The following is a 25,893-nucleotide window of genomic DNA, read 5'->3' on the forward strand; positions in this document are numbered from 1 at the left end:
TTCCTGAAGTTGCCGGTGTTGCCGTTCCAGCTTAGTCCATCGGCACCCGTGGAGCGGGTTCCCGCGACTGTTGTTCCGGGCACTTCACGACGAGGTTCCGGTTTGTGCGGGTCCCGTCGGCGCGTCGCTCAGCAGTCAGTCTCCGACACAGTCCGGCAAGCGGCAGCGCGTGGCCGCGGCGTCAGTGCGGCCGGATCCGGTCGAGCGCGGTCTGCAGGTCCTCGGGGTAGCCGCTTTCGAATTCGACCCACTTCTGCGTGTCGGGGTGGTGGAAGCCGAGTTTGACGGCATGCAGCCATTGGCGTTCCAGACCGAGTTCCTTCGCCAGCACCGGATCGGCACCGTAGGGCAGGTCGCCGACGCAGGGGTGTTTGGTGGCGGAGAAGTGGACGCGGATCTGGTGTGTGCGTCCGGTCTCCAGGTGGACCTCGACGAGTGCGGCGCGGCGGTGGGCTTCGATCACCTCGTAGTGGGTGATCGCGTTCTTGCCTTCGGTGCGCACTGCGTAGAGTCCGTCGTGCTTGGGGTGTCGGGCGATCGGGGCATCGATGGTGCCGAGCACTGGATCGGGCAGTCCCTGCACGACCGCATGGTAGGTCTTTTCCACCGTGCGTTCCTTGAAGGCGCGTTTGAGCACGCTGTAGGCGTATTCGCTCTTCGCCACGACCATGAGCCCCGAGGTTCCGACGTCGAGTCGCTGCACGATGCCCTGACGTTCGGGGGCGCCGGAAGTCGCGATGCGGAATCCAGCGGCGGCGAGCCCGCCGACGACGGTGCGTCCGGTCCAACCGAGAGCCGGGTGTGCTGCCACCCCGACGGGCTTATCGACGACGACGAATGCGTCCTCGTCGTGGACGATGCGCATTCCCGGCACTGGATCGGGCACGACCTCGAGGGGCTTCTTCGGTTCGGGCATCATGATGTCGAGCCGTTCGCCGGCGATGACGCGATCGGACTTGATGACCGGACGCCCGGACATCTCCACTCCCCCGTCGGCGCAGATATCGGCGGCGGCGGTCCGGGAAAGGCCGAGCAGCTTCGACATCGCAGCGTCCACGCGCTGACCGTCGAGTCCCTCGGGGACCAGGATGGAGCGTTCAGTCATGAGAGTCCTCTTTCACGCGGGTGGAGTCCGATCCGTCGATGTCGATGCCTCTGAGACTGACGATGACCAAGGTCACCGCGGCAGCGGAGATCGCGATGTCCGCGACGTTGCAGATGAACAGCGACAGATCGATGAAGTCGACGACGGCTCCGTGCAGGAATGCGGGTTCGCGGAAGAGCCTGTCGACGAGGTTGCCGAAGAGTCCGCCCAAGAGCAGACCGAGACCGATCGCCCAGGCTCTCGAGCCGAGTTTGCGCGAGATCACGAGGATCGCGACGAAGACGCCGATGGCGATGATCGGGAAGATCCACGTCACGCTCGAGCCGAGGCCGAGGGCGGCTCCGGGATTGCGGTAGAAGGTGAATCCGGCCAGCGATCCGATCACAGGCACCGGAGGCTGGTCTTCGAGGAGACTGACGGCGAGGAATTTGGTGAACTGATCGATCACGAGCACGACTGCCGCGATTGTGAACAGCAGGGCCATCATGGCGGCGCGAGGTCGTTTCACCCGTGAGGCAGGATCGTTCATTTGGTTCATTCTAGACCACCGCCGAGGCCGCGGGATTCACCCGCACGACGGTGCAGTGTGCGGACACGACGGAGGCCCGGGTACTCCGCGGAGTTCCCGGACCTCGGTCGGTGATGCGCTGAGATCAGAGCTTGTGGTTCGAGGAACCGCCCAGTGGGCCGTTTCCGTCGAGGGTCTCCGGAGCCAGGCTCGTGGAGTTCTCGAGGTCACGCAGCTGATCGTTGAGGTAGCTCTTGAGTCGAGTGCGGTACTGGCGCTCGAAGTTCGAGAGCTGGTCGATGGAGCGCTCGAGGGTCGACTTCTGCGATTCGAGGGTCGACAGCGTTTCGTCGCGCTTGGATTCGGCCTTGCCGACGATGTCGGCGGCTTCCTTTTCGGCGCCCTTGATGAGCTCGTCGCGCTTGCGCTCACCTTCGGCAACATGCTCGTCGTGGACGCGCTGGGCCAGAGCGATGAGACCATGAGCGTCTCCGTCGCCGCCGACCGCGGCAGCACCGAGTCCGGCACCCGCGGCTCCACCGGCAGCACCGGCGGCCATCGCTGGTGCAGCGGAGTTGTCCTGCGGAGCGGGAGCGGCTTCCTTGACGACCGGGGCCGGGGTCTCTTCGACCGGTGCCGGAGCGGCAGGTGCCTCGGCCGGAGCCGGAGCCTCTTCCTTCTCTTCGGGAGCAGGAACAGCGGCGGGCATCGCCTGAGTGGCGTCGATGTCCTGTGCCGGTGCGGCGGAGGCGCCGCCGGCTTCGAGTTCCTTCACACGCTGTTCGGCGGTGGAGAGCTTCTGACGCAGTTCGTCGTTCTCCTGGTAGAGACGGCGAATCTCAACGACGACCTCATCAAGGAAATCGTCGACTTCGTCCTGGTCGTACCCGTCGCGGAACTTCACATGCTGGAACCGCTTGTTTACTACGTCTTCAGGCGTGAGCGCCATGAGGTCACCTTCGGTCGATCTACATTCATTACGCTGCCGCCCAGAAGGACGGCTTCAACGTCACATTAGCGTAACACCTGCAGTTTTGTCCCGCAGTAATGGCGTGTCTCGCTTCAATGACGAAGTTTTCCGCATTCGAGGCTAACAACTCGAGCACACGAACAGCCAATTCTGGTGGGCATATTCACCATTTATCCGGTATTCGATCAATCGAATACTCTTAATCGACCGGCACATTCTTCACGCGGTCCCCCATATCCATTCACAGTGATTCTTCAGCGGAGAACACTGTGATGGCGGGCATCAGGCGGAGGTGTGCGAAAGGTTGAAGAACACCGACGCGATGATCTGGATGCCGATGAGCAGGACGATGAATCCCAGGTCGAGCGAGACCTGTCCCAGCCGCAGCGGCGGAATGATCTTGCGCAGCAGCTTCAGGGGCGGATCGGTGAGTGTGTACACGATCTCGGCGAGGACGAGGAGGAAGCCGGTGGGCCTCCAATCGCGGGAGAACACCTGGACCAGATCGAGCACGACTCGCGCCAGGAGCACGTAGACGTAGAGGCTCAGTGCAGTACCGAGGATGTAGAAGATGATGGCCACGTGGGTCCCCCGCGCCTTTCGTTGTTGCTTGAGTTCTGAGGCTTCAGCCTATCGGCTCCAGCTGAGGACGAGTTGAGAGATTCTCCAGCGCACTCAGCTCTGGTTGAAGAAGCTGGCCTGAGTATCCGAATCGGCTTCGCTCTCGCCGGCGACTTCGATGTTCTCGGGGGTGAGCAGGAAGACCTTGTTCGTCACGCGCTCGATCGACCCGTGGAGGCCGAAGATGAGACCGGCGGAGAAGTCGACGAGGCGCTTGGAGTTGTTCTCGTCCATCTCCGAGAGGTTCATGATCACAGGGGTGCCCTCACGGAAGGCGGCACCGATGACCATGGCGTCGTTGTAGCTGCGGGGGTGGATGGTCCTGATGCGGTTCATTGAGGTTCCTGGCGCCGGGGTGTCTACGGGACGGATCGGTGACGGGTGGATCGGTGTCACCGGAGCCGGAGTCCGTTCCTCGGCTGCGGCTGGTTCGTCGTACTGGTCGTCCTCGTCGAAGGTCTCGACGACCTCGCGGTCCCGGCGGGCGGGTTCACGACGGTCGGTGTGCTGGGTGGTCTCGTCCTCTTCTTCGACGAAACCCAGGTATTCCAGCGTCTTCTTGATTGCTGACATGTCTAAAGCTCCTCGGACTTCGGCACTTGCTCACCTGTCGCCCAAACTATCGCACGCGAGCATCTGGGCCGGTGAGTCCTATGGGTGTGTCGCGGTGTTTTCTTCCTGCAGCCAGATGATCCCTGCGAATCGGCCCGTGCGCTTCTGCCTGCGGTAGGAGAAGAGGTCCTCGGATTCCTTCGTGCAGGTGCGCGAGAAATGATCGATGGTCACATCGTTCCGGCGCAGCTGTTCGGCCACGGCTCCGGCGACGTCGAGTGCCGGTGTTCCGGTCACCGACACCGAGGCGGCCGTCGGCTCGATCGCCGCGACCTCGCTCCTCAGCTCGGCTGGGACTTCGTAGCAGCGCGGGCACACCGAGGGACCGATGACCGCGTGGATGTCCCGTGCACCGGCGTCGTGCATCGCGGCCACTGTTCTGCCGACGATTCCTGCGGCCATTCCCGGGCGACCCGCGTGGACGGCGGCGATGACTCCGGCGTCGGCATCGGCGAGCATGACAGGGGTGCAGTCGGCGACCATGATCGCCAGTCCGATCCCCGGGACGGTCGTCAGTTGGGCGTCGGCCTCCACCGGAGTCTGCCGCAGCTGTGCTTCGTCGCCGATGATGTGCACATCGGTGCCGTGGACCTGGGAGACGAACGAGAGCCGCTCGCCGCTCAGGCTGATGACCTGAGCGAGAGCGGCTCGGTTGGCTGCGACGAGTTCGTCATCGTCTCCGACGTGGCGGGCGAGGTTGAACGAGGAGAAGTCCCCGCTCGAGTATCCGCCGTGCCGGTCGGTGAAGGCGATGTGGGCGGTGCGCCCGCCCGGGATGACGAACCTCGAGCGCAGCATATTACTTGAGGAAGTCCGGGATATCGAGGTCGGAGTCGAAGTTCGAGCTGCTGCGTTCGCCCGGCAGCGAAGCGGGAATCTGGTGTTCCTCGCTGCGGCGCGGCGCAGGTGCAGGCTCGTCGGCTTCGGGGGCCTCGGGCTCGGATTCGGCGATGACGGGCGACTCGGACTCGGTCTCGGCCGGAGCGGCGGCCGGAATCGGCGCGGGGATCTGGTCGGATCCGGCGACCTCCGCGTTCGGGGAGGTGTTGTCGAATCCGGCGGCGATGACGGTCACTCGGCATTCGTCGCCGATGTTGTCATCGATGACGGCGCCGAAGATGATGTTCGCCTCGGGGTGCGCGGCCTCCTGGACCAGGCGTGCGGCCTCGTTGACCTCGAAGAGTCCGAGGTCGCCGCCGCCGGTGATGCAGAAGAGCACTCCGTGGGCGCCGTCGATGCTGGCTTCCAGCAGCGGGGACGCGATCGCGGATTCGGCCGCCTGCACGGCACGGTCGTCGCCGGTTGCCGCACCGATGCCCATGAGCGCGGTCCCGGCATCCTGCATGACCGACTTGACGTCGGCGAAGTCGAGGTTGATCAGACCCGGAACCGAGATGAGGTCGGTGATGCCCTGGACACCGGAGCGCAGGACCTCATCGGCGGAGCGGAATGCTTCGACGACGGAGACGCTGCGATCGGAGATCGAGAGCAGACGGTCGTTGGGGATGACGATGAGGGTGTCGACCTCTTCGCGCAGCGCCGCGATGCCGGCTTCTGCCTGCGCGGAACGACGGCGTCCCTCGAAAGTGAAGGGGCGGGTCACGACGCCGATGGTCAGAGCGCCGAGCGACCGGGCCACGCGGGCCACGACCGGGGCGGCACCGGTTCCCGTGCCGCCGCCTTCGCCGGCGGTGACGAAGACCATGTCCGCGCCCTCGAGAGCGTCGCGGATGGCGTCTTCGGATGATTCGGCGGCCTTCTTGCCGATCTCCGGGTCTGCGCCGGCGCCGAGGCCTCGAGTCTGGTCACGGCCGATCTCGAGCTTGACATCGGCGTCGGAGAGGACGAGAGCCTGGGCGTCGGTGTTGATCGCGATGAACTCCACGCCGCGCAGGCCGACGTCGATCATCCTCTGTACAGCGTTGACACCGCCGCCGCCAGTTCCGGCAACTTTGATGTCCGCTCCGGATTGTGGGAATTCAGCCAAGTCGGTTCCTCGTCTCAAGCGCTTGCGCTCCGCAGGGTCTGCGTGCGCATTCGGTCTGTGTTCTCTGCCCTGAGGCTATTGGGCGGGGCAATCTCACTGCAACCATTCTCGCCGGAGTGTCGGGGTTCGGCCAAACTTCACACCCGGTGTGTCGGGGCCAAACGGAGGCAATCGCAGCGACTTGCCCATACGGGGCAGCTCACGGAGGCCCGGGGCGGCCGCGGCGAAGTGTTCGACACCGGCTCGGACCGACGACCGGCCGGGTGGGACTCAGTCGGTCACGGGCACCGAGGGCACGGAGACATCGATCTCGGTGCGGCCCTCGGCGGCCAGCTGGGCGGCGGTGCGCACTTTGAGGCTGGAGTCCGAGGAATCGCCGAAGACGACCGTGGCCTTCTGCTTTCCGGTGTCGAGGCGTCCCTTGAGGCTCATTGCGTCCTTGGCCTCGATCGTCACCAGCTGACGCCTCAGCTCCGGTCGCAGTTCGCCCATGAAGCGGATGACCGCGGAGACGGTCTCTCTGTCCGGCTGGTGTCCTCCGCCGCTGAGCACCGTGAGCTTCTTCGGTGCCGTGTCGACCGTGCCGAGGTCGACGGCTTCGGAGTCGTAGAGGCGATAGCCGGATTCGCCTCTGATGGCGATGACGGGGGTGCGATCGGTGATCTCGATCTTCAGCGCCCTGGGACCCGCGTAGTGGACGGAAGCCGCCTCGGCTTTCGGGAATTCCTCCAGCACGGCGTCCTCGACGCGACCGGGACGCACCTGCGGAAGCGGTCGGCCGCCCTGGTCGTCGAGCACGGAATTGCTGACCTCATCGATGTCAAGCAGTCGACTGCCGCTCACCTGCACCTTCTTAAGTGTCAGCAGGGGCGAGAACCAGGCGACGGCGACGAGCGCGATGAGGGCGGCCACGATGCCGATGCCGATGAGGCGTCGACGCCAGGTCTTGAGGCGGCGGGCCCGAATGACTCCGGTGAGGTCCGCGGTGGAGTTGTCACCGGCCTGAGCCGGGGGAAGCGGCACCATGGGCGTCAGCCCTCCAACGCGCTCAGCAGCTCGGGCCCGAGGATGGTCACGTCACCGGCACCGACAGTGAGCACGAGATCGCCTGGCTTCACGCGAGCGGCGACGAAGGGGACCGCCTCGGCGAAGGACTCCAGGAAGGTCACGTTCTCGTGCGGGACACGGTCGGCGATGAGCGCGCCGGTGACTCCGGGCACGGGATCTTCGCGCGCAGGAAAGACGTCGAGGACGACGACCTCATCGGCCAGACCGAGGGCCTGTCCGAATTCCTCCCGGAATTCCATCGTCCGCGAGTACAGGTGGGGTTGGAAGACGGCCCAGACCCGTCCCCCGTCGGTGACGACCCCGCGGGCGGCGCTGAGCACCGCGCGCACCTCGGTCGGGTGATGGGCGTAGTCGTCGATGACGCGCACGCCGGCGGCGATTCCGCGTTCTTCGAAGCGGCGGCGGGTGCCTCCGTAGCCGGCGAGACCCGTGGCCGCACGTTCGACATCTGCGCCGAGGCTGTGTGCCACGGCGATGGCGGCTGTGGCGTTGAGTGCATTGTGCATCCCCGGCTGCCGCAGTTCGACTCGCAGCTCGCCGTCCCGGCCGGGCAGGTCGAGGACGAAGCTCGAGCCGATTCCGGAGTCGAGGTCACGCAGCACGATATCGGCATCCTCGGACGTGCCATAGAGGACGACGTTGGCTCCCTGACTGCGGGAGTGCAGGGCGACGTCGTGGGAGCCGGGGTCGTCGGCGCAGGCGATGATCGTTCCACCTCGGGTCTGGATGCCGTCGCAGAACTCGATGAAGGCTTCGCGCACCTTCTCCGGGGTGCCGTAGTGATCGAGGTGGTCGGCTTCGACGTTCGTGAGGATGCCGATGGCCGGTTCGTAGAGGAGGAACGACCCGTCGGATTCGTCTGCTTCGGCGACGAAGACGTCTCCAGTGCCCAGATGGGCGTTCGTGCCCGTCGTCGACAGCACTCCCCCGATGACGAAGGACGGGTCGACTCCACAGGCCTGCAGCGCCACGGTGGTCATCGACGTGGTCGTGGTCTTCCCGTGGGTGCCCGCCACGGCCACGGCCCGCCGGTCGACCATGAGCGAAGCGAGCGCTCCGGACCGGTGGAGGATGCGCAGTCCCCGGCGCTGTGCTTCGACGAGTTCGGGGTTGTCCTTGCGGATGGCCGATGAGATGACGAGAGTATCGGCCTCGCCGAGGTTGTCGGCCGAATGCCCGATCGTGACCGTGGCGCCCAGCGTCCGGAGAACGTCGACGACGTTGGATTCCTTCGCGTCCGAACCGGAGACGGTGACTCCGTTCATGACCATGATCCGGGCGATTCCGGACATTCCCGATCCGCCGATGCCGATGAAGTGGACGGCTCCGAGTTCGCCGACGGGAACGATGTTCGCGGGGCTCGTGTTCGCAGAGGTCATGGTCAGCCTTCCAGCGCGCGGTTGACGATGGCGGCCATGCGGGCCGCGGCATCGGTGGGGTAGTTGAGATGCAGTGCCGCCTGGCTCATCTGCGTCAGACGGGGCTGGTCGGCCAGCAGCGGCAGAATGGTGTCGACGACCGTCGACGGTGAGAATTCTGCATTGTCGACCATGAGTGAGGCACCGGCCGAGACGCTTCCGGAGGCGTTGAGTCGCTGTTCGCCGTTGCCGATGGCCAGCGGCACGTAGACCGCCGGGACTCCGGCGACCGTGGCTTCGGAGACCGTGGCGGCACCGGAGCGGGCGACGAGCAGATCGGCGACCGCATAGGCCCGATGCATTCCGTCGACGTAGTCCACGACCTGGTAGTCGGGCAGCTCGGCCGCCGCCTCCCGCAGGGCCTCGCCCTTTCCGGCCCCCGTGATATGGAGGACTTGGACGCCGGCCTCCTGACACGCGGTCGCGGTGGCCAGGAACGCTTCGTTGATCTTCTGCGCACCGGAGGAACCGCCGGTCACGACGAGGACCGGACGGTCGTCGCGCAGCCCGAGATCGGCACGGAACCCCGCGCGCTGTCCCGCGTCGCTGCGGTCGAGATCCGTGATCTCGGTGGGCATGGGCATGCCGACGAGGATAGAATTCCGCAGCTCGGTGTCCGGGAAGGTGATCCCGACGCGCCCGGTGGTGGTCAGTCGGGCGCCGAGGCGGTTCGCCATTCCCGGCTTCGCATTGGCTTCGTGGACGATCAGTGGGATCTTCGCCTGTTTGGCGGCGAGGAAGGCCGGCGGGCAGACGTAGCCGCCGACGCCGACGACGGCGTCGATGCTGCGGGAGGCGATGATCTGCTTGACGGCGGAGATATTGCCGCGGAAGCGTCCCGGGAACTTCAGCAGGGCGGGACTGATCGACCGCGGCATGGGCACCTTGTCGATGGTGAGCAGTTCGAACCCGGCACGCGGTACGATTTCGGCTTCGAGCCCGTCTGGGGTGCCCAACGCGACGACATCCCAGTCGGGGTGCTGCCGGCGCAGCTCGCGGCCGATCGCCAGCATCGGCGAGATATGGCCGGTGGTGCCTCCACCGGCGAGGAGGATACTCGTCATCTCATTTCCTTTTCTTGCGGGCAAGCACGGCGAGTGAGGATCGCAGACGTTCCTTGTTGGCAGCGATGGCCGCCTCGGCGCCCGGTTCGGTGCGAGCGAACGACAGCACCACTCCCACTGCGAGGAGAGAGGCGATGATCGAGGAGCCGCCGTAGGACACGAACGGCAGCGGCAGACCGATGACCGGCAGCAGTCCGGTGACGACGCCGATGTTGATTCCGGCCTGCCCGATGATGAGGGCGAAGAAGCCGGCAGTGGCGACCTGGACCATGAGACTGTTCGAACGCATCACCACGCGGACCATGGCGAAGCCGAGGACGGCGAAGATGAGAATGACGACGAGGGTGCCGACGAGGCCCAGCTCCTCTCCGATGATGGCGAAGATGAAGTCGTTGTGGGCTTCGGGCAGCCAGGACCATTTCTCACGGCTGGCGCCGAGCCCGACCCCCAACCATCCGCCGGAGGCCAGCGAGAACAGCCCGTGGTTGGACTGCCAGGCTTGGCCCATGGTGTCTGCAGCGCTCTGATCCGCGTGACCGGTGAGCATCGCCTGGATGCGGTCAAGACGGTTCTGGGAGCTGAGGACGAAGAAGGTGACCGCCGCGGCGAGCACGCCACCCAGGAGGATGAAGTACTTCATCGGGAATCCGCCGACGAACAGGCAGACGACGGCCATGGCCATGATGACCAGGCCGGTGCCGAGATCGTTGCCGGCCACGACGAGTCCGGCGGCGCCGAGGACTCCGGGCACGACGGGGATCATGGCATGGCCGAAGGTGGTCATCTTCCCGGCCTTCTGGGCGAGGATGAAGCCGAGCCACAGGGCGAGGGCGACCTTGAGGAACTCCGAGGGCTGGATCTGGAATCCGCCGAACCCGATCCAGTTCGCATTGCCCTTCGTCTCTTTGCCGAGTCCGGGGACGAAGACCGCCGCCTGCATGAGGAGTCCGCCGATGATGGCGAACCATGCGATCCGCTTCCAGAACTGCAGCGGCATCCGGCTCGCGATGTACATGAGGACGAGGCCGACCCCGGCGAACATCGCCTGCTTGTTGAAGTAGGCGAATGAGGAGCCGGCTCCCCCGTCGTAGGAAGTGATCGATGAGGCGGAGAGCACCATGACCAGGCCGAGTCCTGTGAGCAGGACGACGGAGGCGAGGATGAGGAAGTAGGTCGTCAGCGGGTGCGCGGAGAGGCTGGAGATGTCATCGCGCAGATGGATCCATGCCTTCTTGAGCACCGAGGCGGTCTTGTTCTTCCCCGCGGCCTTCGCAGGCTTCTTCGAGGTGGCCTTCGCGGCACTCTTCCCCGCGGCCTTCGCAGGCTTCTTCGCCGCCCCCGCCTTCGGTCTGGAGTCGCGTGCGGCAGATGCCGACCTGCCGGTTCCTGACGAGCGCCTGCCTGCGGTCGTCGTCGGCGCTGTCTTCGCGGCAGACGCTGTGCCGGCAGACTTCGCGTTTCGCGCCTTCGGTGCGGTCTTGACCCCCGTCTGCTGCCGCCCGGTCGTCGACCGTGACGTGGTCGACGTCGTCGGAGCGGATGCGGAGACAGACGTCCTCGCCAGCTTGCGGCGGCGGCGTTCATCCGCCTTCGCGGTGGTCTGCCGTCCCATCTCAGCGCTCCAGGTGCGAGTTGACGGCCTCGGCGAAGAGGTCGCCGCGAGTGTTGTAGTTGAGGAACTGGTCCATGCTCGCGGCCGCCGGTGCCAGGAGAACGGTGTCTCCGGCTTCGGCCAACCGTGCGGCTGCGTCGACGGCGGCCGCGGCGACGGCCTCTCCGCGGCGTTTCGGGACTCCGGAGTCCACGGCCAGGGCCGGTTCGATGCGGACGACTTCGAGGTCGGGGATGGTCGCGGCGATGGCCTCACGGTAAGCCGAGTCGTCCGATCCGATGAGCACGAGTGCCTTGAGCCGTTCGCGGTGGTCGGCGAACAGCGAGGTGAAGTCGGCGCCTTTGGGCAGTCCCCCGGCGATCCAGATGATCGAGTCGAAGGCCGCCAGCGAGGCATTCGCGGCGTGGGTGTTCGTCGCCTTCGAATCGTCGACCCAGCGGATGCCGTCCGCCTCGGCGACGGTGACCATGCGGTGGGCGCCGAGTGAATGGTTCTGCAGTCCCGCAGCGATCGCCTGACCGGGCACGTCGATGGCGCGGGCCAGACAGGCTGCGGCCAGAGCATTGGCGACCTGGTGGGAGGCGGGCCGCGAACGCGCGACCCCGGTGGCCGTCGCCACATCGTCGAGGGAGGCGAGTTCGGCGGCCGATGAGTAGCGCTGCGGAATGAACGCCCGGTCGACCAGCAGGTCCTCGACGACGCCGAGCTCGCCGGGGCGAGGCACACCGGTGGTGAAGCCGATGGCCTTGGCTCCTTCGATGACGTCGGCGTCCTCGACCATGTGCAGAGTCACCTCGTCGGCGCAGTTGTACACGCAGGCGAGCTTCGCATTGTGGAAGATCTTCGCTTTGTCCGCCGCATAGGCTTCGGCGCTGCCGTGCCAATCGAGGTGATCGGGTGCGATGTTGAGCACGGCTGCGGCGTCGGCGCTCATCGACTCCTGCCAGTGCAGCTGGAAGCTCGAGAGTTCGATCGCGAGGGCCTCGAGGCCGGGTTCGAGCACGGCTTCAAGCAGCGGGGTGCCGATATTGCCACAGGCCTTGGCCTTGAGCCCTGCTGCCAGCAGCATCGATTCGAGCATCGTCGTGGTCGTCGTCTTGCCGTTGGTGCCGGTGATGGCGAGCCATTTGGCGTCGTTGGTGCCGCGGATCCGCCACGCGAGTTCGACTTCGCCGATGACCGGGATGCCGGCCTTCGTTGCGGCCGCGAGCACCGGCTGGTCCGGACGCCATCCGGGTGAGGTGACGACGAGGTCGAATTCGCCCTCGGGCAGAGCTTCGACGTGTTCGGGTCCCCGTCGGATGTCGACGTCGAAGACCTCGAGGATCTGCGCCTTCTCGCTCACATCGGCGGTGGCGTCGCCGTCGATGACGATGACATCGGCGCCGCGTTCGCCGAGGTGGACGGCAGCGGGGAATCCCGTCACCCCGAGACCGGTGACGAGGATGCGCAGTCCGGCCAGGGATGAACTCGGTCCGTGCAGTGCGGCCGGGATCTCCTTGGTGGTGGGTTCATCAGCCAATGCGCGCCACCCAATCGGCGTAGAACAGGCAGATTCCGGCGATGACGAAGAGGGCGGCGATGATCCAGAACCTCACCACGATCGTCACTTCGGCCCAGCCCTTGAGTTCGAAGTGGTGCTGCAGGGGCGCCATGCGGAACACGCGTTTGCCGGTGGTCTTGAAGGAAGCGACCTGGATGATCACCGACAGGGTGATGATGACGAAGAGTCCGCCGAGGACGATGAGCAGCAGCTCGGTGCGCGACATGATCGCCAGTCCGGCGAAGGCACCGCCGATGGCCAGCGAACCGGTGTCGCCCATGAAGATCTTCGCCGGCGAGGTGTTGAACCACAGGAAGCCGAAGCAGGCCGCGGCCATGGCGCCGGCGACCATCGCGAGGTCGCGGGGGTCGCGCATGTAGTAGCAGGCGTTCGTGGCCTCGGACATGAGATTGCAGTTCTGGGTCGACTGCCAGGTGCCGATGACGACATAGGCGGCGAAGACGACCACCGAGGCGCCGGCGGCCAGTCCGTCGAGGCCGTCGGTGAGGTTCACCGCGTTCGAGACAGCGGTGACGATGAGGTTCGCCCAGATGACGAACAGGATGAGGCCGAGGATCGCCGAACCGAAGGCGAGGTCGAGGTTCGTGTCGCGGATGAACGACACCTTCGTCGACGCCGGGGTTTCACCGAAGGAGTTCGGGAACTGCAGCGCGAGCACGGCGAACGAGATTCCGACGAAGGCCTGGCCGATGAGCTTCGGCATGGGGCGCAGTCCCAGTGACCGCTGCTTCTTGATCTTGATGAAGTCGTCGAGGAAGCCGACGACCGCCAGTCCTGCGGCCAGCCACAGCACGAGCAGACCCGACGCTGTGGGCACGGAACCGGTGAACAGGTGTCCGAGCAGGTAGGCGAGCACTGCGGCGCCGATGATGACGACTCCGCCCATGGTCGGGGTTCCGCGCTTCGTCGCGTGCGAGGTCGGACCGTCGTCACGGACGAACTGGCCGTACCCTTTCTTGACGAGCACCCGGATGAACAGCGGTGTCCCGACGAGAGCGAAGATGAGAGCCAGGCAGGCTGCGAGCAGTACGGCAATCATTGGGCCCCCGATACTCCGGCGATTTCGTCTCCCAGATAGCGCAGACCGGCATCGCGGGAGGATTTGAACAGAACGATGTCGCCGGGAGCGAGTTCGGCGCTCAGAAGGTCCTTCGCCTCGGCCGCGGTGGCGACCCAGGCCGCCTCGTTGCCCCAGGAGCCTTCGAGGTTCGCAGCGTTGAAGATCGGCTTCGCGCCCTCTCCTACGACGATGGTGCGAGTGATGTTGAGGCGCACGACGAGTTCGCCGATGTCCGAGTGCGCGGACACCGATTCGGACCCGAGTTCGAGCATCTCGCCGAGCACGGCGAAGGTGCGACGTGGGCTGTTCTCCTCATCACCGCGGCCCATCGAGGCCAGGGTCTTCAAGGAGGCCCGCATGGATTCGGGGTTCGCATTGTAGGCGTCGTTGAGCACGGTCACGCCCGACGGCGAATCGATGAGCTCCATCCGCCAGCGACTGGCCGCCGAGGAGGTCGACAGCGTCGTGACGATCGATCTGGCCGCTACGCCGCAGGCGTGGGCGATGGCGGCTGCCGCCAAAGCGTTGCCGACGTGGTGCTCGCCGATGAGCGCCAGACGCACATCGCGGGGCTCCTCACCGGGCAGGGTGAGGGTGAACGTCGGATGACCGGAGGAATCCGTGGACACCGAGGTACCGCGCACGACCAGGTCGTCGGCACCGACCCATTCGGGCAGGGACTCACGCTGTGAGAACCACAGGGTGGTCACCTCTGGAGCGAGCACCTCGCGCATCGCCGATACGCGGGTGTCGTCGGCGTTGAGCACGGCGGTGGATCCGGCCGTCAGGGACTCGACGAGTTCGGCCTTCGCCCGCGCGGTGTTCTCGATCGAACCGAAGACTCCGGAGTGGGCGGTGCCCACGGCCAGCTCGACGGCGATATCTGGTCGGATGAGGCTCGTCAGATAGGCGAGGTTGCCGATCGACCGTGCGCCCATCTCGAGGACGAGGAAACGGGTGGTTTCGACCGCACGCAGAGCCGTCAATGGGACTCCGACCTCGTTGTTGTAGGAGTTCGGCGGCCACACGGTCTCCGCCTCACCCGAGAGCAGATCCGCGGCGAGGTCCTTCACCGTGGTCTTGCCGACGGAACCGGTGATCGCGATGACAGTGAGTTCGCCGTCTGTGCGCAGGCCTTCGATGCTGTGCTTGGCCAACTGGCCGAGCGCTTCGGTGGCATCGGCGACGACGACGACCGGCAGAGGTTCGTCGTCGATGGTGGGGACGGATTCGCCGATGATCAGGGCCGCTCCCGCCTCGACGGCGGCGGCGGCGAATTCGATGCCGTCGAAGCTCTCGCCTCGGCGGGCGACGTAGATATCGCCGGGTCCGACTTCTCTCGAGTCGGTCACCACACCGGCGGTCAATGGGGTCTCGGGGTCGATGCCGTACAACTCGCCGCCCAGGGCGGTTGCGATTTCGGCTGCAGTCAGTCGCTTCATATCATCTGTGAACTTTACCTGGTTGTGCGCCGCCCAGTCGCATGGACAGCGCTGAGCGTGTCCTGGCCCGGTCGTCGAAATCGGTGACCGTGGTGCCCACGGTCTGGCCTGTCTCATGCCCCTTGCCCGCGATGAGCACGGTCGCCGAGGCATCTGCTTCGGCAATCGCCTCATCGATGGCGGCACCGCGGTCCGGGACCTCGATGATCTTTTTCACACGGGCCCGTCCCGCATCCACCTCGGCGTCGATTCCCTGCCTGATGGCTGCACGGATCGTGTCGGGATCCTCGGTGCGCGGATTGTCGTCGGTGAGAACGATCACATCGGCTTCACGTGCCGCCGCCTGACCCATGCCGAAGCGCTTGCCGCGGTCGCGGTCGCCTCCGGCGCCGAAGACGATGATGAGCTCATCGGAGTCGGCGTGGAGCGTCGCCAGCGCCTTCGCGATCGCGTCGGGGGTGTGCGAGTAGTCGACGATGGCCCGCGGCAGGATGTCCGGGTGGGATTCGCTCAGCGCCCGCGGACCGGAGACATCGATGATCTCCATCCGTCCGGGCACCGTGGCCACGAAGCTGCGGCCGATGGCATCGATCTCTTCGGCACTGACGCCGGCCTCGATGAGCATCGAGGCTGCCAGGGCCGTATTCGTGACGTTGAAATCGCCTGGCAGCGGTGAGCGGAGCCGGATGCTCTCCCCGTCGTCGAGGTGGAGCACGAAGTCCGAAACGCCTGGGGTGTGCTCGATGCGCCACTGGCTGCGTTCGTCTCGTCCCAGCGTGCGCACGGGCACCTGTGCGGCCGCCGTCATCCGCTCGCCCCATTCGTCTTCGACGACAATGACGGCTTTGTCGGAGAATGTGCGGGTGAACAGCTGGGCCTTCGCCTCGAAGTACTCCTCCATCGTGTTGTGGAAGTCGAGGTGATCCTGGGACAGGTTCGTGAACCCGGCGACGCTGAAGTGAGCCCCGTCGACGCGGTGCTGGCTGAGCGCGTGGGAGGAGACCTCCATCGCACAGGTGTCGACCTCGGCCGCGCGCATCTTCTTGAACAGGGCGTGCAGTTCGGGGGCCTCCGGAGTCGTGCGCACGCTGGGCACCGTATCGCCGGCGATGAGGATGGCGACAGTGCCGATGACGGCGGTGCGGTGGCCCAGTGCCGCGAGCATCCCGTCGGCCAGGTAGGTCGTCGTCGTCTTCCCGTTCGTTCCGGTGACTCCGATGAGCTCCGGCACCGAGGTGGTCCCGTAGACGGCAGCGGAGACGAACCCGAGTACGGCGCGGGGTGCTTCGACGATGAGAGCGGTGACTCCGGCGAGCAGGTCCCGGTCCGCCTCGTCCGTGCTCAGCGCTTCGGTGATGAGGTGCCAGCCGGCGTCGTCGGTGAGGATGGCGTCGACCCCGCCGCGGATCAGCTCGGGTGCGAACTTCGCACCGTGGACGTTCGCACCCGGCAGGGCGGCGTAGAGCTGACCGGGTGAGACCGCTCGCGAGTCGTGGGAGACTCCGGTGACCTCTGTCTCGGGGTCACCGTGGAGGGTGCCGGGTGCGATCGGCAGCAGCTGTGAAAAGCGCATCATTTCCATTCTCGGGCGGGCAGGTCGGGCTTCTGCGTCGACGGTGGGATCTTGAGATGCCGCATGGCGAAGCCCGCGACATCGGAGAACACGGGGGCTGCGGCCTGTCCACCGTAGTAGCCGTTCCGAGGACGTTGCAAAGTCACCGAGATCGCGAGTTCGGGATCTTCGGCGGGCAGGACGCCGACGAAGGAGGCGGTGTATCCGTCATAGCCTCCGCCCTCGGCTGCCGGAGCCTGCGCGGTGCCGGTCTTCCCTGCGACCCTGTAGCCGGAGACCTGGGCGGACTTGCCCGTGCCTTCGGCCACGACGCCTTCGAGCATCCGCAGGGTCTCGTCGGCGGCCTTCTTGCTGACGACGCGTTCCTTCTCTCCTGCGGGGGTGGAGATGGTGCGTCCGTTCGGGGAGATCATTCCGTCGACGAGGCGGGAGGGCACGTGGACTCCCCCGTTGGCGATGGTGGAGATGACGTCGGTCGTCTGGATCGCGTTCGCGGCCACACCCTGACCGAACATCACGGTGTACTTCGTACGTCCGTCCCACTCCTCGTACGGATGCAGAATGCCCGAGGTCTCGGCCGGGAAGTCGATTCCCGAACTGGTGCCGAAGCCGAACTTCTTCATGTATTCGTAGCGCTGGGCTTCGGTGAGTTCCTTGCCCGCCAGCACGGTGCCGGTGTTCGAGGATTGGGCGAGGATTCCGGCGAAGGTGAGCTTCTCGTCGGGGTGCTCGTGGGAGTCGCGGAACTCCTCGTCGTTCGGTGCCTTCCACTTGTCCGGGACGGTGAACTCCTGTTCGGGAGTGACGAGTCCCTGGTCGAGCAGCGCTGCGGCGGTGACCATCTTCGCGGTCGAACCGGGCTCGAACATGTCGGTGAAGATGCGCGAACCGCGGTCGGGGCCGTCGACCTTGCCCGGGGAGTTCGGGTCGACGGTGGGAGCATCCGCGGCGGTGATGATGCGTCCCGTCTTGATCTCTTTGATGACGATCGACGCGGATTCGGCTTCGTGCTTCTTCCGCTGCTCTTCGATGGCCTGCTGTGCGTAGTACTGCATCGCCGGGTCGATCGTCGTCTGCAGGCCCTGGCCGTCGACGGCGTCCTTCATGTTGTTGTCGCCGAGCGGGATGATCTCTCCGCGTGCTCCGCGTTCGTACTGCTGCTGGCCGTCCTTGCCCGACAGCTGTTCGTCATAGGCCGATTCGAGACCGGCCTGGGCCGTGCCGTCGGAGCTGAGGAACCCGACGAGGTTGCCGGCGACTCCGCCGGCAGGGTATGAGCGCACGGAGTACTCCTCGGCGGAGATGCCGAGGACCTCGAGCTTCTTCACCGCACGCCAGGTCTCCGAGGTCAGCCCCTTCGCAACGGGGTTCCATCGCTTGTCGCCGACGAGTTTCGGATAGAGGACACCGGGGTCGGTCTTCAGCGGCTTCGACAGGGCTTCGGCTGCGCCCCAGGCTCCGACGAGCTTGCCGTCGACTTCGTACTGGGCGACGTTCTGCTGATCGACGACGAGCTGGTAACGGGAGACGCTGTCGGCGAGCACTGTGCCGTCGGCGGCCAGGATCTGTCCGCGATCGGCCGGCAGGGTCCGAGTGACCAGGCGATTCGACAGCGCCTTCTCCGCCAGCTTCATCGAGTCCATACCCTGGATCGATACGAGGCGGACGGAGGTGATGAGGAGGACGAGGACCGACACCGCGGCGATGAAGCCCATCCGCCAACGCAGATCGGGGCCACCGCCCTTGCGCTTCTTCTTCAGTCGGGTCTTGGCTGGGCCCATAGCTTGAGTCCTCGGTCCTTGGTGTGGTCGGCGAATGTGTCGGTCAGGCCGTTCCCTGGTCCCGGTGAGCTCGGACTACTTCGGCGCCTCCTGGCTCGGAGCCGCCACGTCCTGGCTCGGGCTGCCCCCGACGACCGGGAGCTTCTCATCCGATCGTAGATTGGGTCGGATGTCATCACGTGTATCGGCGCGCGGGCCGGGCACGACTGTGGGCTCTTTCTCACCGCTGACGTCGATTCCGGGGGCGTCGATCATCTTCCCGGTCTTCGCGTCGAGGAATTCCGGTGAGGAATCACGGACGAGACCGAGCTCTTCGGCGGCCAAGGCGATGTTCTGCGGGGACTCACGGTACGAGTTGTCTTCGACGAGGCGGTCCTTCTGCTCGGCCAGAGCTTCCTTCTCACTCGTCAGCTGGTCGACCTTGTAGGAGGTGTTGGCGACGAAGATGTTGAGCAGCAGCACGGCCACGAGGGTGGCGAGAAGGATCCCCACGCACAGCATGGAGAAGGGCAGACGGGACTTCGGCAGTTCGAACTTGAGCAGCCGCAGCCTCGCCCCACCCTGCTGACCACCGGCCTCTTCGAACCGGCTCGGACGTTCGGGGAAGTTATGCTGACCGGCTCTTGCCGAGGAATTGCTCACGATCGTGCCTCCCTGATCTTCTGCACTGCCCGCAGTCGGACGCTTGCCGCCCGCGGGTTGGTCTCTGCTTCTTGCTCATCAGCCATTTCGGCGCCCCGGATGATCTCGGTCAGCCAGGGCTGGTGCTCTTCGGGCACGACCGGCAGATCCGGCGGCGCCGAGGAGGTCGTGGCCGCTCGGAAGGTCTTCTTCACGATCGTGTCCTCCAATGACTGGTAGGACTCGATGACGGCCACTCCCCCGATGTGCAGCGCTTCCAGTGCCGCCGGCAGTGCGGTGCGCAGCACCCCGAGCTCGTCGTTGACCTCGATACGCAGGGCCTGGAAGGTGCGTTTGGCGGGGTGCGACTTCTTCTTCGTCTGCGGGATCACTCGGGAGAGCATGGCCGCGAGCTGGTCCGAGGTCTCCCATGGGGTGTCGACCCTGTCGGTGACGATGATCTTCGCGATCTTGCCGGCCAGCTTCTCCTCTCCGTATTCGCGGAGGATGCGGCGCAGCTCGGATTCCGAGTAGGTGGCCAGCACTTTCTCGGCGGTGAGCTCCTGGGTGCGGTCCATGCGCATATCCAGGGGCGCCGGCCGGGAGTAGGAGAATCCGCGTTCGTCCTCGTCGAGCTGCAGCGAGGACACTCCCAGGTCGAGCAGGATCGCGCTGATCTCTGAGATGCCGAGGTCGTCGAGGACCTCGGGCAGCTCGTCGTCGACTGCGTGGACGATATCGATGCGGTCGGCGAAGGGGGCCAGGCGTTTCGCGGCGATGTCGATGGCCTGCAGATCACGGTCGATGCCGACGAGGTGGACATCGTCGAAGGCCGTGAGGACGGCTTCGGCGTGACCGCCCATTCCGAGTGTGCCGTCGACGACGACCGGGGTGAGACCCGCGTCCCTGGCGGCTTCGACGCCGACGCCGATGAGTTCGACCACGCGCGTCAGGAGCACCGGTACGTGCTGAGCTGTCATTCGTGGGTCCTTCATACGGGGGTGGTCGGGGGTGCGCTGCTGGAGCCAGAACCTTGACCGCCGTGGCCCTGCCACCGGGGAAGTGTGTCAGGACGTCCGAGCTTCGGAAACGGGGAAGTTCCCCGAAACTCGAGCACGGCGGGCAAGGATCAAACCCGAGCAGAATCAGATCACTCCGGGGATCACCTCCTCCTCGCGTTCGGCGAAGGCCTGCTGAGCGCCCACGAGGTAGTCCTCCCAGGTCGGTGCATCCCAGATCTCGACTCGGTTGCCCATGCCGATCACTGCGACTTCCCGATCGAGTGATGCGTACTGCCGCAATATGTTCGGGACCGTGATGCGTCCCTGTTTGTCCGGTTGGTCCGCAAATGCCGCCGACAGGAACACGCGCTGGTAATCGCGGGCTTCCTTATTCGTCTTCGGCGCGTTCTGGATTCGCGCGTGCTCGGCTTCGAACTCCGTGGTGGGGAACAGGGTGAGGCAGTTCTCCTGGCCACGGGTCAGAACGAGTCCGGGCGACAGCTCCTCGCGGAACTTTGCGGGCAGGATGAGGCGACCTTTGTCGTCGAGCTTCTGCATATGAGTGCCCAAGAACATGTCGTCTCACCCCTTTCGAAACCCATCGGCTCCGATAGCAACCACAGTACTCCACTTCCCTCCACATATTCCAGCTTTTCGCTTCAACGATGCTCACGACTCATTGTTTTCCCAGGTCAGATAGGTGGAGGAAAGTGGGGAAAATTTCTCGAGGGCGCGTCGCGGGAGTGTCGGACGCGGGAAGAACGGCGGGCCCGCGAAGGCGGTGGGCCGCCTCGGCGAGGACGATGAGAACGGCACAGATCCGCGAGAATCCGGGGATCACGGGCGAGACCCGCGCCGAGGTGGAGGCGAGTGGGGAGGAAAGTGGAGGGTCCGCGTGGAGGAAAGTGGGGAGAGTGGTGGGGAGTGGGGTGGGGCGCCTCGGGGAGGGCGTGGGAGTGGGGAGGCGAAGGGAGTGACGAAGCTGAAAGAAACTCGTGTGGCTGGGGTGTCGGCTTTAAGGGACAATGGAGGGTATGTCGACCAGCCAAGAAGGTACACAGACCAATTCCGTGATCGGCGCCGAACACATCGAGTGGGTGCAGAATCTGACCTCGCGGGCACGCACAGCGATGAACTCGGTCCTCGAGGGCAAGGATGAGGCCGTCGGGCTCTCGCTCATCGCGCTGCTCGCCGGCGGACACGTCCTCCTCGAAGACGTCCCCGGCGTCGGCAAGACCCTGCTGGCCCGTGCCATGGGCAAGGTCGTCGACGGCTCCGTGCGCCGCATCCAGTTCACTCCGGATCTGCTGCCCACCGACGTCGTGGGCGTGAACCTGTTCAACCAGGAGACTCGTCACTTCGAGTTCCGGCAGGGCCCGGTGTTCGCGAACATCGTCATCGCCGATGAGATCAACCGTGCGTCCCCGAAGACGCAGTCGGCGATGCTCGAGTGCATGGCCGAGGGGCAGGCGACGATCGACGGGCAGACCTATCCGATGCCCACCCCGTTCATCGTCGTCGCCACTCAGAACCCGATCGATATGGAGGGCACCTACGCTCTGCCCGAGGCGCAGCGTGACCGCTTCCTCACGCGCATCTCCCTGGGGTATCCGGCGACGTCCGACGAGGTCGACCTGCTGGACAACCAGATCCAGAACGATCCCCTCGAGACCGCCGCCGCGGTGACGAACCTCGAGCAGATCACTCAGGCGCGCACGATCGTCCGCCATGTCTCCGCGAGCCGGCAGCTGCGCGAGTACATCGTGGCGATCCTCCACGCCACCCGCAACGATCAGGCGATCCTGCTCGGCAGCTCCCCGCGCGGCGGCGTCCATCTGCTGCGTGCGGCGAAGGCCCGCGCGGCCCTGTCCGGGCGCACCTTCGTCACCCCCGACGATGTGCAGGCCCTGGCCCCGTACATCCTCGCCCACCGCATCATCCCCCGCGACGGAGACGACGCAGATCTAGCTGCTGACCTCATCGGTCGGGTGCTGTCCCGCGTGCCCGTCTCCGCGAACCAGTGACCGCATGCGACTGAGCACTTCGGGCATCATCTTCGTCCTGGCCGGGGCGGCCCTGATCATCACGGCCTACCGCTTCGCGCTGCCTGGCCTGCTGCCGGCCGGTCTGCTGCTGCTCGGCCTGGTCCTGCTCTCTGCGCTGCTCATCCTGTGGGGCACCCGTCGGGTGTCGATCGCGATGAGCACGAACCTCCACGAAGTGGCGCTGTCTCCTTCGGGAGACCGCTACCCGCTGGCCGCCGAAGGCAAAGAGGTCGAAGTCCAGGCGCGCGTGACGAATGTCGGCCAGCTCGCGATTCCCGCCGCGACGATCGATTTCACCCCGGCCGAGGGATTCGGCGACTCCACCTCCGGTGATGTCCCGGCTCTGGCCCATGGGGCATCGCAGACGGTGCTGACGTCGTTCACCCCCAATCGCCGCGGTGTCTCCGGGATCGATGCGGTCCTCATCACCGTGTTCGGACCCTTCGGCCTGGTGAAGATGAAGAAGAAGGCCCACGGGGCCTTCCCCGTGGCCGTGTCCGTGCCGATTCTGCCTGCGCGCATCCCGCAGGATTCGTCGATCCGGCCCTCCCGCCTCGACGACGGCAAGGTCCGCACCGGACACACCACCCGGGACTTCCACACACGTGAGTACGTGCCCGGCGATGATCTGCGGCATGTGCATTGGCCCTCGACGGCGAAGTCCGGCGAGCTCATGGTCCGGCACGAAGCCGATGAGGAGACGCTCCATTCGCTCATCCTCATCGACCTCGTCGCCGATGAGGGCGCCGAGGAGCCGAGCGACCTCGAGATCGAGTTCCTGCTGGCCGCGGCGACCGCGGCCGGAACCGCGTTCCTCAAGGCCGATTACGAAGTCAATGTCGTCGCTCCCGGACACCAGATCAGATTCAAAGGAGCCCGCGAGATCGACAAGCTGCGTCTGCTCTCCGCCCTTGTGCGCCCGGGCAGGGTCGAACTGCCCTCGCACGACAACCCCAACCACATCGTCATCTGCTCCGTCGGCGACCAGCGCGGGCAGGAACTCGCCTCGCACTTCTCCCGCCGCGTGCCGGTGACTCTGCGCACGCTCAGCGAGATCGACGATCTGACGATGCTCGGTCTCAGCGAGGACCTGCCGGAGTCCTGGACGACGTTCGAGTCCAAGCGCTCTCGCAGCGGCACCGGTCGGACCTCGGCCGAACCCGGACCGGGAACTGCCGGTGCCGGCAGCGCGTCCGCGGCTCCGGGTGGTGCGAGCTCGACTCCGCAGGGGGTGCGCCGATGAGTCTGAATACTCCCGACACACGTCTGCGCGGAGCCGATTCCGAGTCTCCGGCGAACGGCTATTCGGCTCCCTCGTCGACGGGCGATGAGCGCCCGAGCACGGGCTGGCTCGAGGCGATCGTCGTCTTCGTCGCCATGGCCCTTACCGCTGTCGCCGTATCGGCGGTGTTCAAGGACTTCGCCTGGGTCTCGCCCGTCCTGGTCGCCGTCGCCGTCGTCGTCATCGTCGGCGCCGTGTTCCGCACCGTTCCGGCACTGCGCTCGACCGGCACCGCGGTCATCGCCCAGTGCGTGGCCGGTCTCATCGCGGTCTTCATCGTCTGCGCCGGGGATTCGCTTCTGCTCGGGTTCATCCCGACCGGTGAGTCCTTCGGAACGGTGATCGATCTGCTCTCCGAGGGGGTCAGCGACCTCTACGCGACCGCTCCCCCGGCGGCGAGCACACCGGGCTTCATCGCGATGCTCACGATCGCTTTCACCCTCATCACGATCCTCATCGACGGCCTCGTCTCGGATCTGCGGGCACCGAAGGTCGGCGGTGTGCTGCTGCTCGTGCTGTGGATGATCCCCGTCTACTTCGCCGCGCAGGAGGTGAAGTGGTGGCACATCGTCGCGATCCTCGCGGCGTTCCTGCTGCTCCTGCTCAGCCCCTATCTGCCCGCGACCCGGTGGCGCGGAGGAATGACGGCGATCCTCGCCGGAGCTCTGGCTCTGGCGATCGGCATCGGCCTGCCCCTTCTGCTGCCCCCGGTGCCCACCCTGCCCGACCGGGCCTCGAAGGGCCAGGGCGACCTGACGGTGACGAACCCATTCCTCAACCTGCGCCAGAACCTCGGCGACCGGGATGACAAGACGCTGTTCAGCTACCAGACGACGGACGAGGACGCGGATCCGATCCGGTTGACCTCGATCGATGACTTCGACGGTGAGAACTGGGCACCGAGCCCGTTCAGCCTCGATCCGTTCGCGATCGCCGCCGACGGAATGCCATGGCCCGCGGGGATGCCGCGGGACAAGAACTTCAAGGAGCAGACGATCAGCGTCGCCGTCGGCGACGACTACGACCAGCAGTACCTGCCGTCTCCGTATGCTCCGCAGCAGCCGAAGGACCTGAGTCGTCGGTGGATCTTCGACGAGAAGACCTTGACGGTCGTCGGCAACGGTGAGAAGACCGGTGGACTGCAGTATTCGATGGACTATCTGTCCCCGAATCCCGACGTCGAGGATCTGCAGTCGGCAACTCCGGTGTCCGAGAGCGACTTCGAGACCGAACTCGCCGTCCCCGACTCCCTGCCGACCAGCGTGAAGGAGACCGCAGAGCGGGTCACCGCCGATGCGGATAACCAGTGGGAGGCCGCAGTCATGCTGCAGGCGTACTTCCGCGGCGGCGATTTCGAGTATTCGCTCGATGCCCCCGAACGGGCCAGCGGCGACGCGATCTCGGACTTCCTGGCGGATAAGCAGGGCTACTGCGTCCAGTTCTCCTCGGCCATGACGATCATGGCCCGGACGATGGGAATTCCGGCCCGCATCGGCGTCGGATACGCCGGCGGGGACGAAGCCGAGAACGGCGTCGACGTGAGCATGCAGGATTCGCATGCCTGGCCGGAGCTCTACTTCGAAGGTGCCGGCTGGGTGCGCTTCGAACCCACCCCCGGCGGTCCCGCCGGAGATCCGCCGAAGTGGACCCTCGCCGATGGCGCCGACCAGCAGGAGGAGGGCGACGAGTCGGAGTCTGCGAGCCCGAGCGAAGAGCCGAGCGAATCTGCTTCGCCGACCGGTGGCTCCGAGGAACCCACCGAGGAGGAGACGAGCACTCCGGCCGCAGAGCCGGCCGGTTCGAACTTCGGCACTGTCTTCGGCATCGCTGCGATCGTGCTCGTCCTGCTGCTGCTCGCGGCACTGCCTGCGATCTGGCGTTCGATCCTGCGCTCGCGCAGGACGAAGGATCCGCAGAACCTCGAGGCGGTGTGGACTGAGGTCCGTGCTCTGGCCACCGACTACGGGCAGAGCTTGGATTCGAGTCGGACACTGCGCTTCAACGAGCTCGTGCTCGCCGGTGCCGTCCCTGCAACCGGCGCTGCCGGCGGTGGTGGCACCGAGGCTGCGGATACCTCGAGTACCACCGGTACGGATGCCGGCTCCACGGCGCCAGAGATCGATCCGGACACCGGCGAACCGATGCGAAAGACCGCCGCCGAGGCGGCTGCCGGTTCCGGTGCCGCCGTGCAGAACGCAGAAGCTGCCGGTTTCTCGACGTTCGATCGTTCGGATGAACGGCTGCGACGTCTGAGCAGTCCGGCCCCGTCGCGTCCGTCAGAGTCGGGTCATGATGACTCTGCGCTCGGAGCGTTCGTCGATGCCCTCGAAGCTCAGCGCTACGGTGCGGCTACCGAGGCGCTCGATGACTCGGAGGTGCAAGCGCTCGTCGACGAGGTGAGGACGGACTTGTCGGAGCGGGCCACGCCGGGCAGTCGGATCTCTGCGAAGATCTGGCCGGCCAGCCTGTTCAATCGTCCGAAATGACGAGGAGCTGACGATCCAGGCCGATACCTGGCGGTCCTGGTCGATGTGCGAAGAGGCGGTCCTGCGGGGCCGC

Annotated in this window: 22 protein-coding genes; 3 read left to right on the plus strand and 19 right to left on the minus strand. The window is 65.9% G+C overall.

Annotation, left to right across the window (positions count from 1 at the left end; genetic code table 11):
- Positions 1-181: 181 nt before the first annotated feature.
- From HK108_RS12075 to mraZ, 19 genes are all read right to left on the minus strand, one after another.
- Complete coding sequence (locus HK108_RS12075; protein WP_139908244.1) at positions 182-1,105, minus strand: RluA family pseudouridine synthase; 924 nt, start codon at positions 1,103-1,105, stop codon at positions 182-184.
- Positions 1,098-1,634: a signal peptidase II gene (locus HK108_RS12080; RefSeq protein ID WP_139469774.1), complete on the minus strand. Its 537-nt coding sequence runs from the start codon at positions 1,632-1,634 to the stop codon at positions 1,098-1,100. Before HK108_RS12080 ends, HK108_RS12075 begins: the two co-directional genes overlap by 8 nt.
- 124 nt (positions 1,635-1,758) lie before the next feature.
- Complete coding sequence (locus HK108_RS12085) at positions 1,759-2,562, minus strand: DivIVA domain-containing protein (protein ID WP_181271717.1); 804 nt, start codon at positions 2,560-2,562, stop codon at positions 1,759-1,761.
- 303 nt (positions 2,563-2,865) lie between these two features.
- A complete protein-coding gene (locus HK108_RS12090; RefSeq protein ID WP_101546294.1) occupies positions 2,866-3,165 on the minus strand; it encodes a YggT family protein in 300 nt (99 codons plus the stop codon).
- A gap of 93 nt (positions 3,166-3,258) precedes the next feature.
- Positions 3,259-3,777 carry a cell division protein SepF gene (locus HK108_RS12095; protein WP_101546293.1) on the minus strand — a complete coding sequence of 173 codons (519 nt, stop codon included), beginning with the start codon at positions 3,775-3,777 and terminating at the stop codon, positions 3,259-3,261.
- A gap of 78 nt (positions 3,778-3,855) precedes the next feature.
- On the minus strand, positions 3,856-4,614 hold the full coding sequence (gene pgeF, locus HK108_RS12100) for a peptidoglycan editing factor PgeF (RefSeq protein ID WP_181271718.1): 759 nt from the start codon (positions 4,612-4,614) through the stop codon (positions 3,856-3,858).
- Position 4,615: 1 nt separating this feature from the next.
- Complete coding sequence (ftsZ, locus tag HK108_RS12105) at positions 4,616-5,803, minus strand: cell division protein FtsZ (protein ID WP_139469770.1); 1,188 nt, start codon at positions 5,801-5,803, stop codon at positions 4,616-4,618.
- A 270-nt stretch (positions 5,804-6,073) separates the two neighbouring features.
- Positions 6,074-6,829: a cell division protein FtsQ/DivIB gene (locus tag HK108_RS12110; protein WP_181271719.1), complete on the minus strand. Its 756-nt coding sequence runs from the start codon at positions 6,827-6,829 to the stop codon at positions 6,074-6,076.
- A 5-nt stretch (positions 6,830-6,834) separates the two neighbouring features.
- Positions 6,835-8,250 carry a UDP-N-acetylmuramate--L-alanine ligase gene (murC, locus tag HK108_RS12115; RefSeq protein ID WP_181271720.1) on the minus strand — a complete coding sequence of 472 codons (1,416 nt, stop codon included), beginning with the start codon at positions 8,248-8,250 and terminating at the stop codon, positions 6,835-6,837.
- 2 nt (positions 8,251-8,252) lie between these two features.
- Entirely contained in the window at positions 8,253-9,353 is a 1,101-nt protein-coding gene (gene murG / locus HK108_RS12120; RefSeq protein WP_181271721.1) for an undecaprenyldiphospho-muramoylpentapeptide beta-N-acetylglucosaminyltransferase, read from the minus strand.
- A gap of 1 nt (position 9,354) precedes the next feature.
- Complete coding sequence (gene ftsW, locus HK108_RS12125; protein ID WP_181271722.1) at positions 9,355-10,965, minus strand: putative lipid II flippase FtsW; 1,611 nt, start codon at positions 10,963-10,965, stop codon at positions 9,355-9,357.
- A gap of 1 nt (position 10,966) precedes the next feature.
- Positions 10,967-12,487 (minus strand): UDP-N-acetylmuramoyl-L-alanine--D-glutamate ligase, encoded by a 1,521-nt coding sequence (murD, locus tag HK108_RS12130; protein WP_219922352.1) that lies wholly within the window; start codon positions 12,485-12,487, stop codon positions 10,967-10,969.
- Positions 12,480-13,568: a phospho-N-acetylmuramoyl-pentapeptide-transferase gene (gene mraY / locus HK108_RS12135; protein WP_139469765.1), complete on the minus strand. Its 1,089-nt coding sequence runs from the start codon at positions 13,566-13,568 to the stop codon at positions 12,480-12,482. Before mraY ends, murD begins: the two co-directional genes overlap by 8 nt.
- Complete coding sequence (locus HK108_RS12140) at positions 13,565-15,031, minus strand: UDP-N-acetylmuramoyl-tripeptide--D-alanyl-D-alanine ligase (protein ID WP_139908251.1); 1,467 nt, start codon at positions 15,029-15,031, stop codon at positions 13,565-13,567. The genes mraY and HK108_RS12140 overlap by 4 nt, the downstream gene beginning before the upstream one ends.
- 1 nt (position 15,032) lies before the next feature.
- Positions 15,033-16,607, minus strand: a complete 1,575-nt coding sequence (locus HK108_RS12145; RefSeq protein ID WP_181271723.1) for a UDP-N-acetylmuramoyl-L-alanyl-D-glutamate--2,6-diaminopimelate ligase — start codon at positions 16,605-16,607, stop codon at positions 15,033-15,035.
- Positions 16,604-18,385, minus strand: coding sequence for a peptidoglycan D,D-transpeptidase FtsI family protein (locus tag HK108_RS12150; protein ID WP_139908253.1), 1,782 nt, complete (start codon positions 18,383-18,385; stop codon positions 16,604-16,606). Before HK108_RS12150 ends, HK108_RS12145 begins: the two co-directional genes overlap by 4 nt.
- Before the next feature lie 75 nt (positions 18,386-18,460).
- Complete coding sequence (ftsL, locus tag HK108_RS12155; RefSeq protein ID WP_229664117.1) at positions 18,461-19,027, minus strand: cell division protein FtsL; 567 nt, start codon at positions 19,025-19,027, stop codon at positions 18,461-18,463.
- Positions 19,024-19,986, minus strand: coding sequence for a 16S rRNA (cytosine(1402)-N(4))-methyltransferase RsmH (gene rsmH / locus HK108_RS12160; protein ID WP_181271724.1), 963 nt, complete (start codon positions 19,984-19,986; stop codon positions 19,024-19,026). The genes ftsL and rsmH overlap by 4 nt, the downstream gene beginning before the upstream one ends.
- A gap of 165 nt (positions 19,987-20,151) precedes the next feature.
- Entirely contained in the window at positions 20,152-20,583 is a 432-nt protein-coding gene (mraZ, locus tag HK108_RS12165; protein ID WP_039208349.1) for a division/cell wall cluster transcriptional repressor MraZ, read from the minus strand.
- Positions 20,584-21,041: 458 nt separating this feature from the next.
- On the opposite strand from mraZ, the gene HK108_RS12170 reads away from it, so the two are divergent.
- From HK108_RS12170 to HK108_RS12180, 3 genes are read left to right on the plus strand one after another with little or no spacing between them, the layout of a single operon-like run.
- Complete coding sequence (locus tag HK108_RS12170) at positions 21,042-22,031, plus strand: AAA family ATPase (protein WP_101546280.1); 990 nt, start codon at positions 21,042-21,044, stop codon at positions 22,029-22,031.
- A gap of 4 nt (positions 22,032-22,035) precedes the next feature.
- Positions 22,036-23,295 (plus strand): DUF58 domain-containing protein, encoded by a 1,260-nt coding sequence (locus HK108_RS12175; protein WP_181271725.1) that lies wholly within the window; start codon positions 22,036-22,038, stop codon positions 23,293-23,295.
- Positions 23,292-25,820 carry a transglutaminase TgpA family protein gene (locus HK108_RS12180; RefSeq protein WP_181271726.1) on the plus strand — a complete coding sequence of 843 codons (2,529 nt, stop codon included), beginning with the start codon at positions 23,292-23,294 and terminating at the stop codon, positions 25,818-25,820. The genes HK108_RS12175 and HK108_RS12180 overlap by 4 nt, the downstream gene beginning before the upstream one ends.
- Positions 25,821-25,893 lie beyond the last annotated feature (73 nt).

The organism is Brevibacterium sediminis, assembly GCF_013623905.1.
In the GTDB taxonomy this organism is placed as follows: domain Bacteria; phylum Actinomycetota; class Actinomycetes; order Actinomycetales; family Brevibacteriaceae; genus Brevibacterium; species Brevibacterium sediminis.

What these genes read in the sequence shown, in the direction of transcription:
- HK108_RS12075 (WP_139908244.1), bottom strand. Translation starts at nt 1,105, where the DNA reads ATGACTGAACGCTCCATCCTGGTCCCCGAGGGACTCGACGGTCAGCGC.
- HK108_RS12080 (WP_139469774.1), bottom strand. Translation starts at nt 1,634, where the DNA reads ATGAACGATCCTGCCTCACGGGTGAAACGACCTCGCGCCGCCATGATG.
- HK108_RS12085 (WP_181271717.1), bottom strand. Translation starts at nt 2,562, where the DNA reads ATGGCGCTCACGCCTGAAGACGTAGTAAACAAGCGGTTCCAGCATGTG.
- HK108_RS12095 (WP_101546293.1), bottom strand. Translation starts at nt 3,777, where the DNA reads ATGTCAGCAATCAAGAAGACGCTGGAATACCTGGGTTTCGTCGAAGAA.
- pgeF (WP_181271718.1), bottom strand. Translation starts at nt 4,614, where the DNA reads ATGCTGCGCTCGAGGTTCGTCATCCCGGGCGGGCGCACCGCCCACATC.
- HK108_RS12110 (WP_181271719.1), bottom strand. Translation starts at nt 6,829, where the DNA reads ATGGTGCCGCTTCCCCCGGCTCAGGCCGGTGACAACTCCACCGCGGAC.
- murC (WP_181271720.1), bottom strand. Translation starts at nt 8,250, where the DNA reads ATGACCTCTGCGAACACGAGCCCCGCGAACATCGTTCCCGTCGGCGAA.
- murG (WP_181271721.1), bottom strand. Translation starts at nt 9,353, where the DNA reads ATGACGAGTATCCTCCTCGCCGGTGGAGGCACCACCGGCCATATCTCG.
- ftsW (WP_181271722.1), bottom strand. Translation starts at nt 10,965, where the DNA reads ATGGGACGGCAGACCACCGCGAAGGCGGATGAACGCCGCCGCCGCAAG.
- mraY (WP_139469765.1), bottom strand. Translation starts at nt 13,568, where the DNA reads ATGATTGCCGTACTGCTCGCAGCCTGCCTGGCTCTCATCTTCGCTCTC.
- HK108_RS12140 (WP_139908251.1), bottom strand. Translation starts at nt 15,031, where the DNA reads ATGAAGCGACTGACTGCAGCCGAAATCGCAACCGCCCTGGGCGGCGAG.
- HK108_RS12145 (WP_181271723.1), bottom strand. Translation starts at nt 16,607, where the DNA reads ATGATGCGCTTTTCACAGCTGCTGCCGATCGCACCCGGCACCCTCCAC.
- HK108_RS12150 (WP_139908253.1), bottom strand. Translation starts at nt 18,385, where the DNA reads ATGGGCCCAGCCAAGACCCGACTGAAGAAGAAGCGCAAGGGCGGTGGC.
- rsmH (WP_181271724.1), bottom strand. Translation starts at nt 19,986, where the DNA reads ATGACAGCTCAGCACGTACCGGTGCTCCTGACGCGCGTGGTCGAACTC.
- mraZ (WP_039208349.1), bottom strand. Translation starts at nt 20,583, where the DNA reads ATGTTCTTGGGCACTCATATGCAGAAGCTCGACGACAAAGGTCGCCTC.
- HK108_RS12170 (WP_101546280.1), top strand. Translation starts at nt 21,042, where the DNA reads ATGTCGACCAGCCAAGAAGGTACACAGACCAATTCCGTGATCGGCGCC.
- HK108_RS12175 (WP_181271725.1), top strand. Translation starts at nt 22,036, where the DNA reads ATGCGACTGAGCACTTCGGGCATCATCTTCGTCCTGGCCGGGGCGGCC.
- HK108_RS12180 (WP_181271726.1), top strand. Translation starts at nt 23,292, where the DNA reads ATGAGTCTGAATACTCCCGACACACGTCTGCGCGGAGCCGATTCCGAG.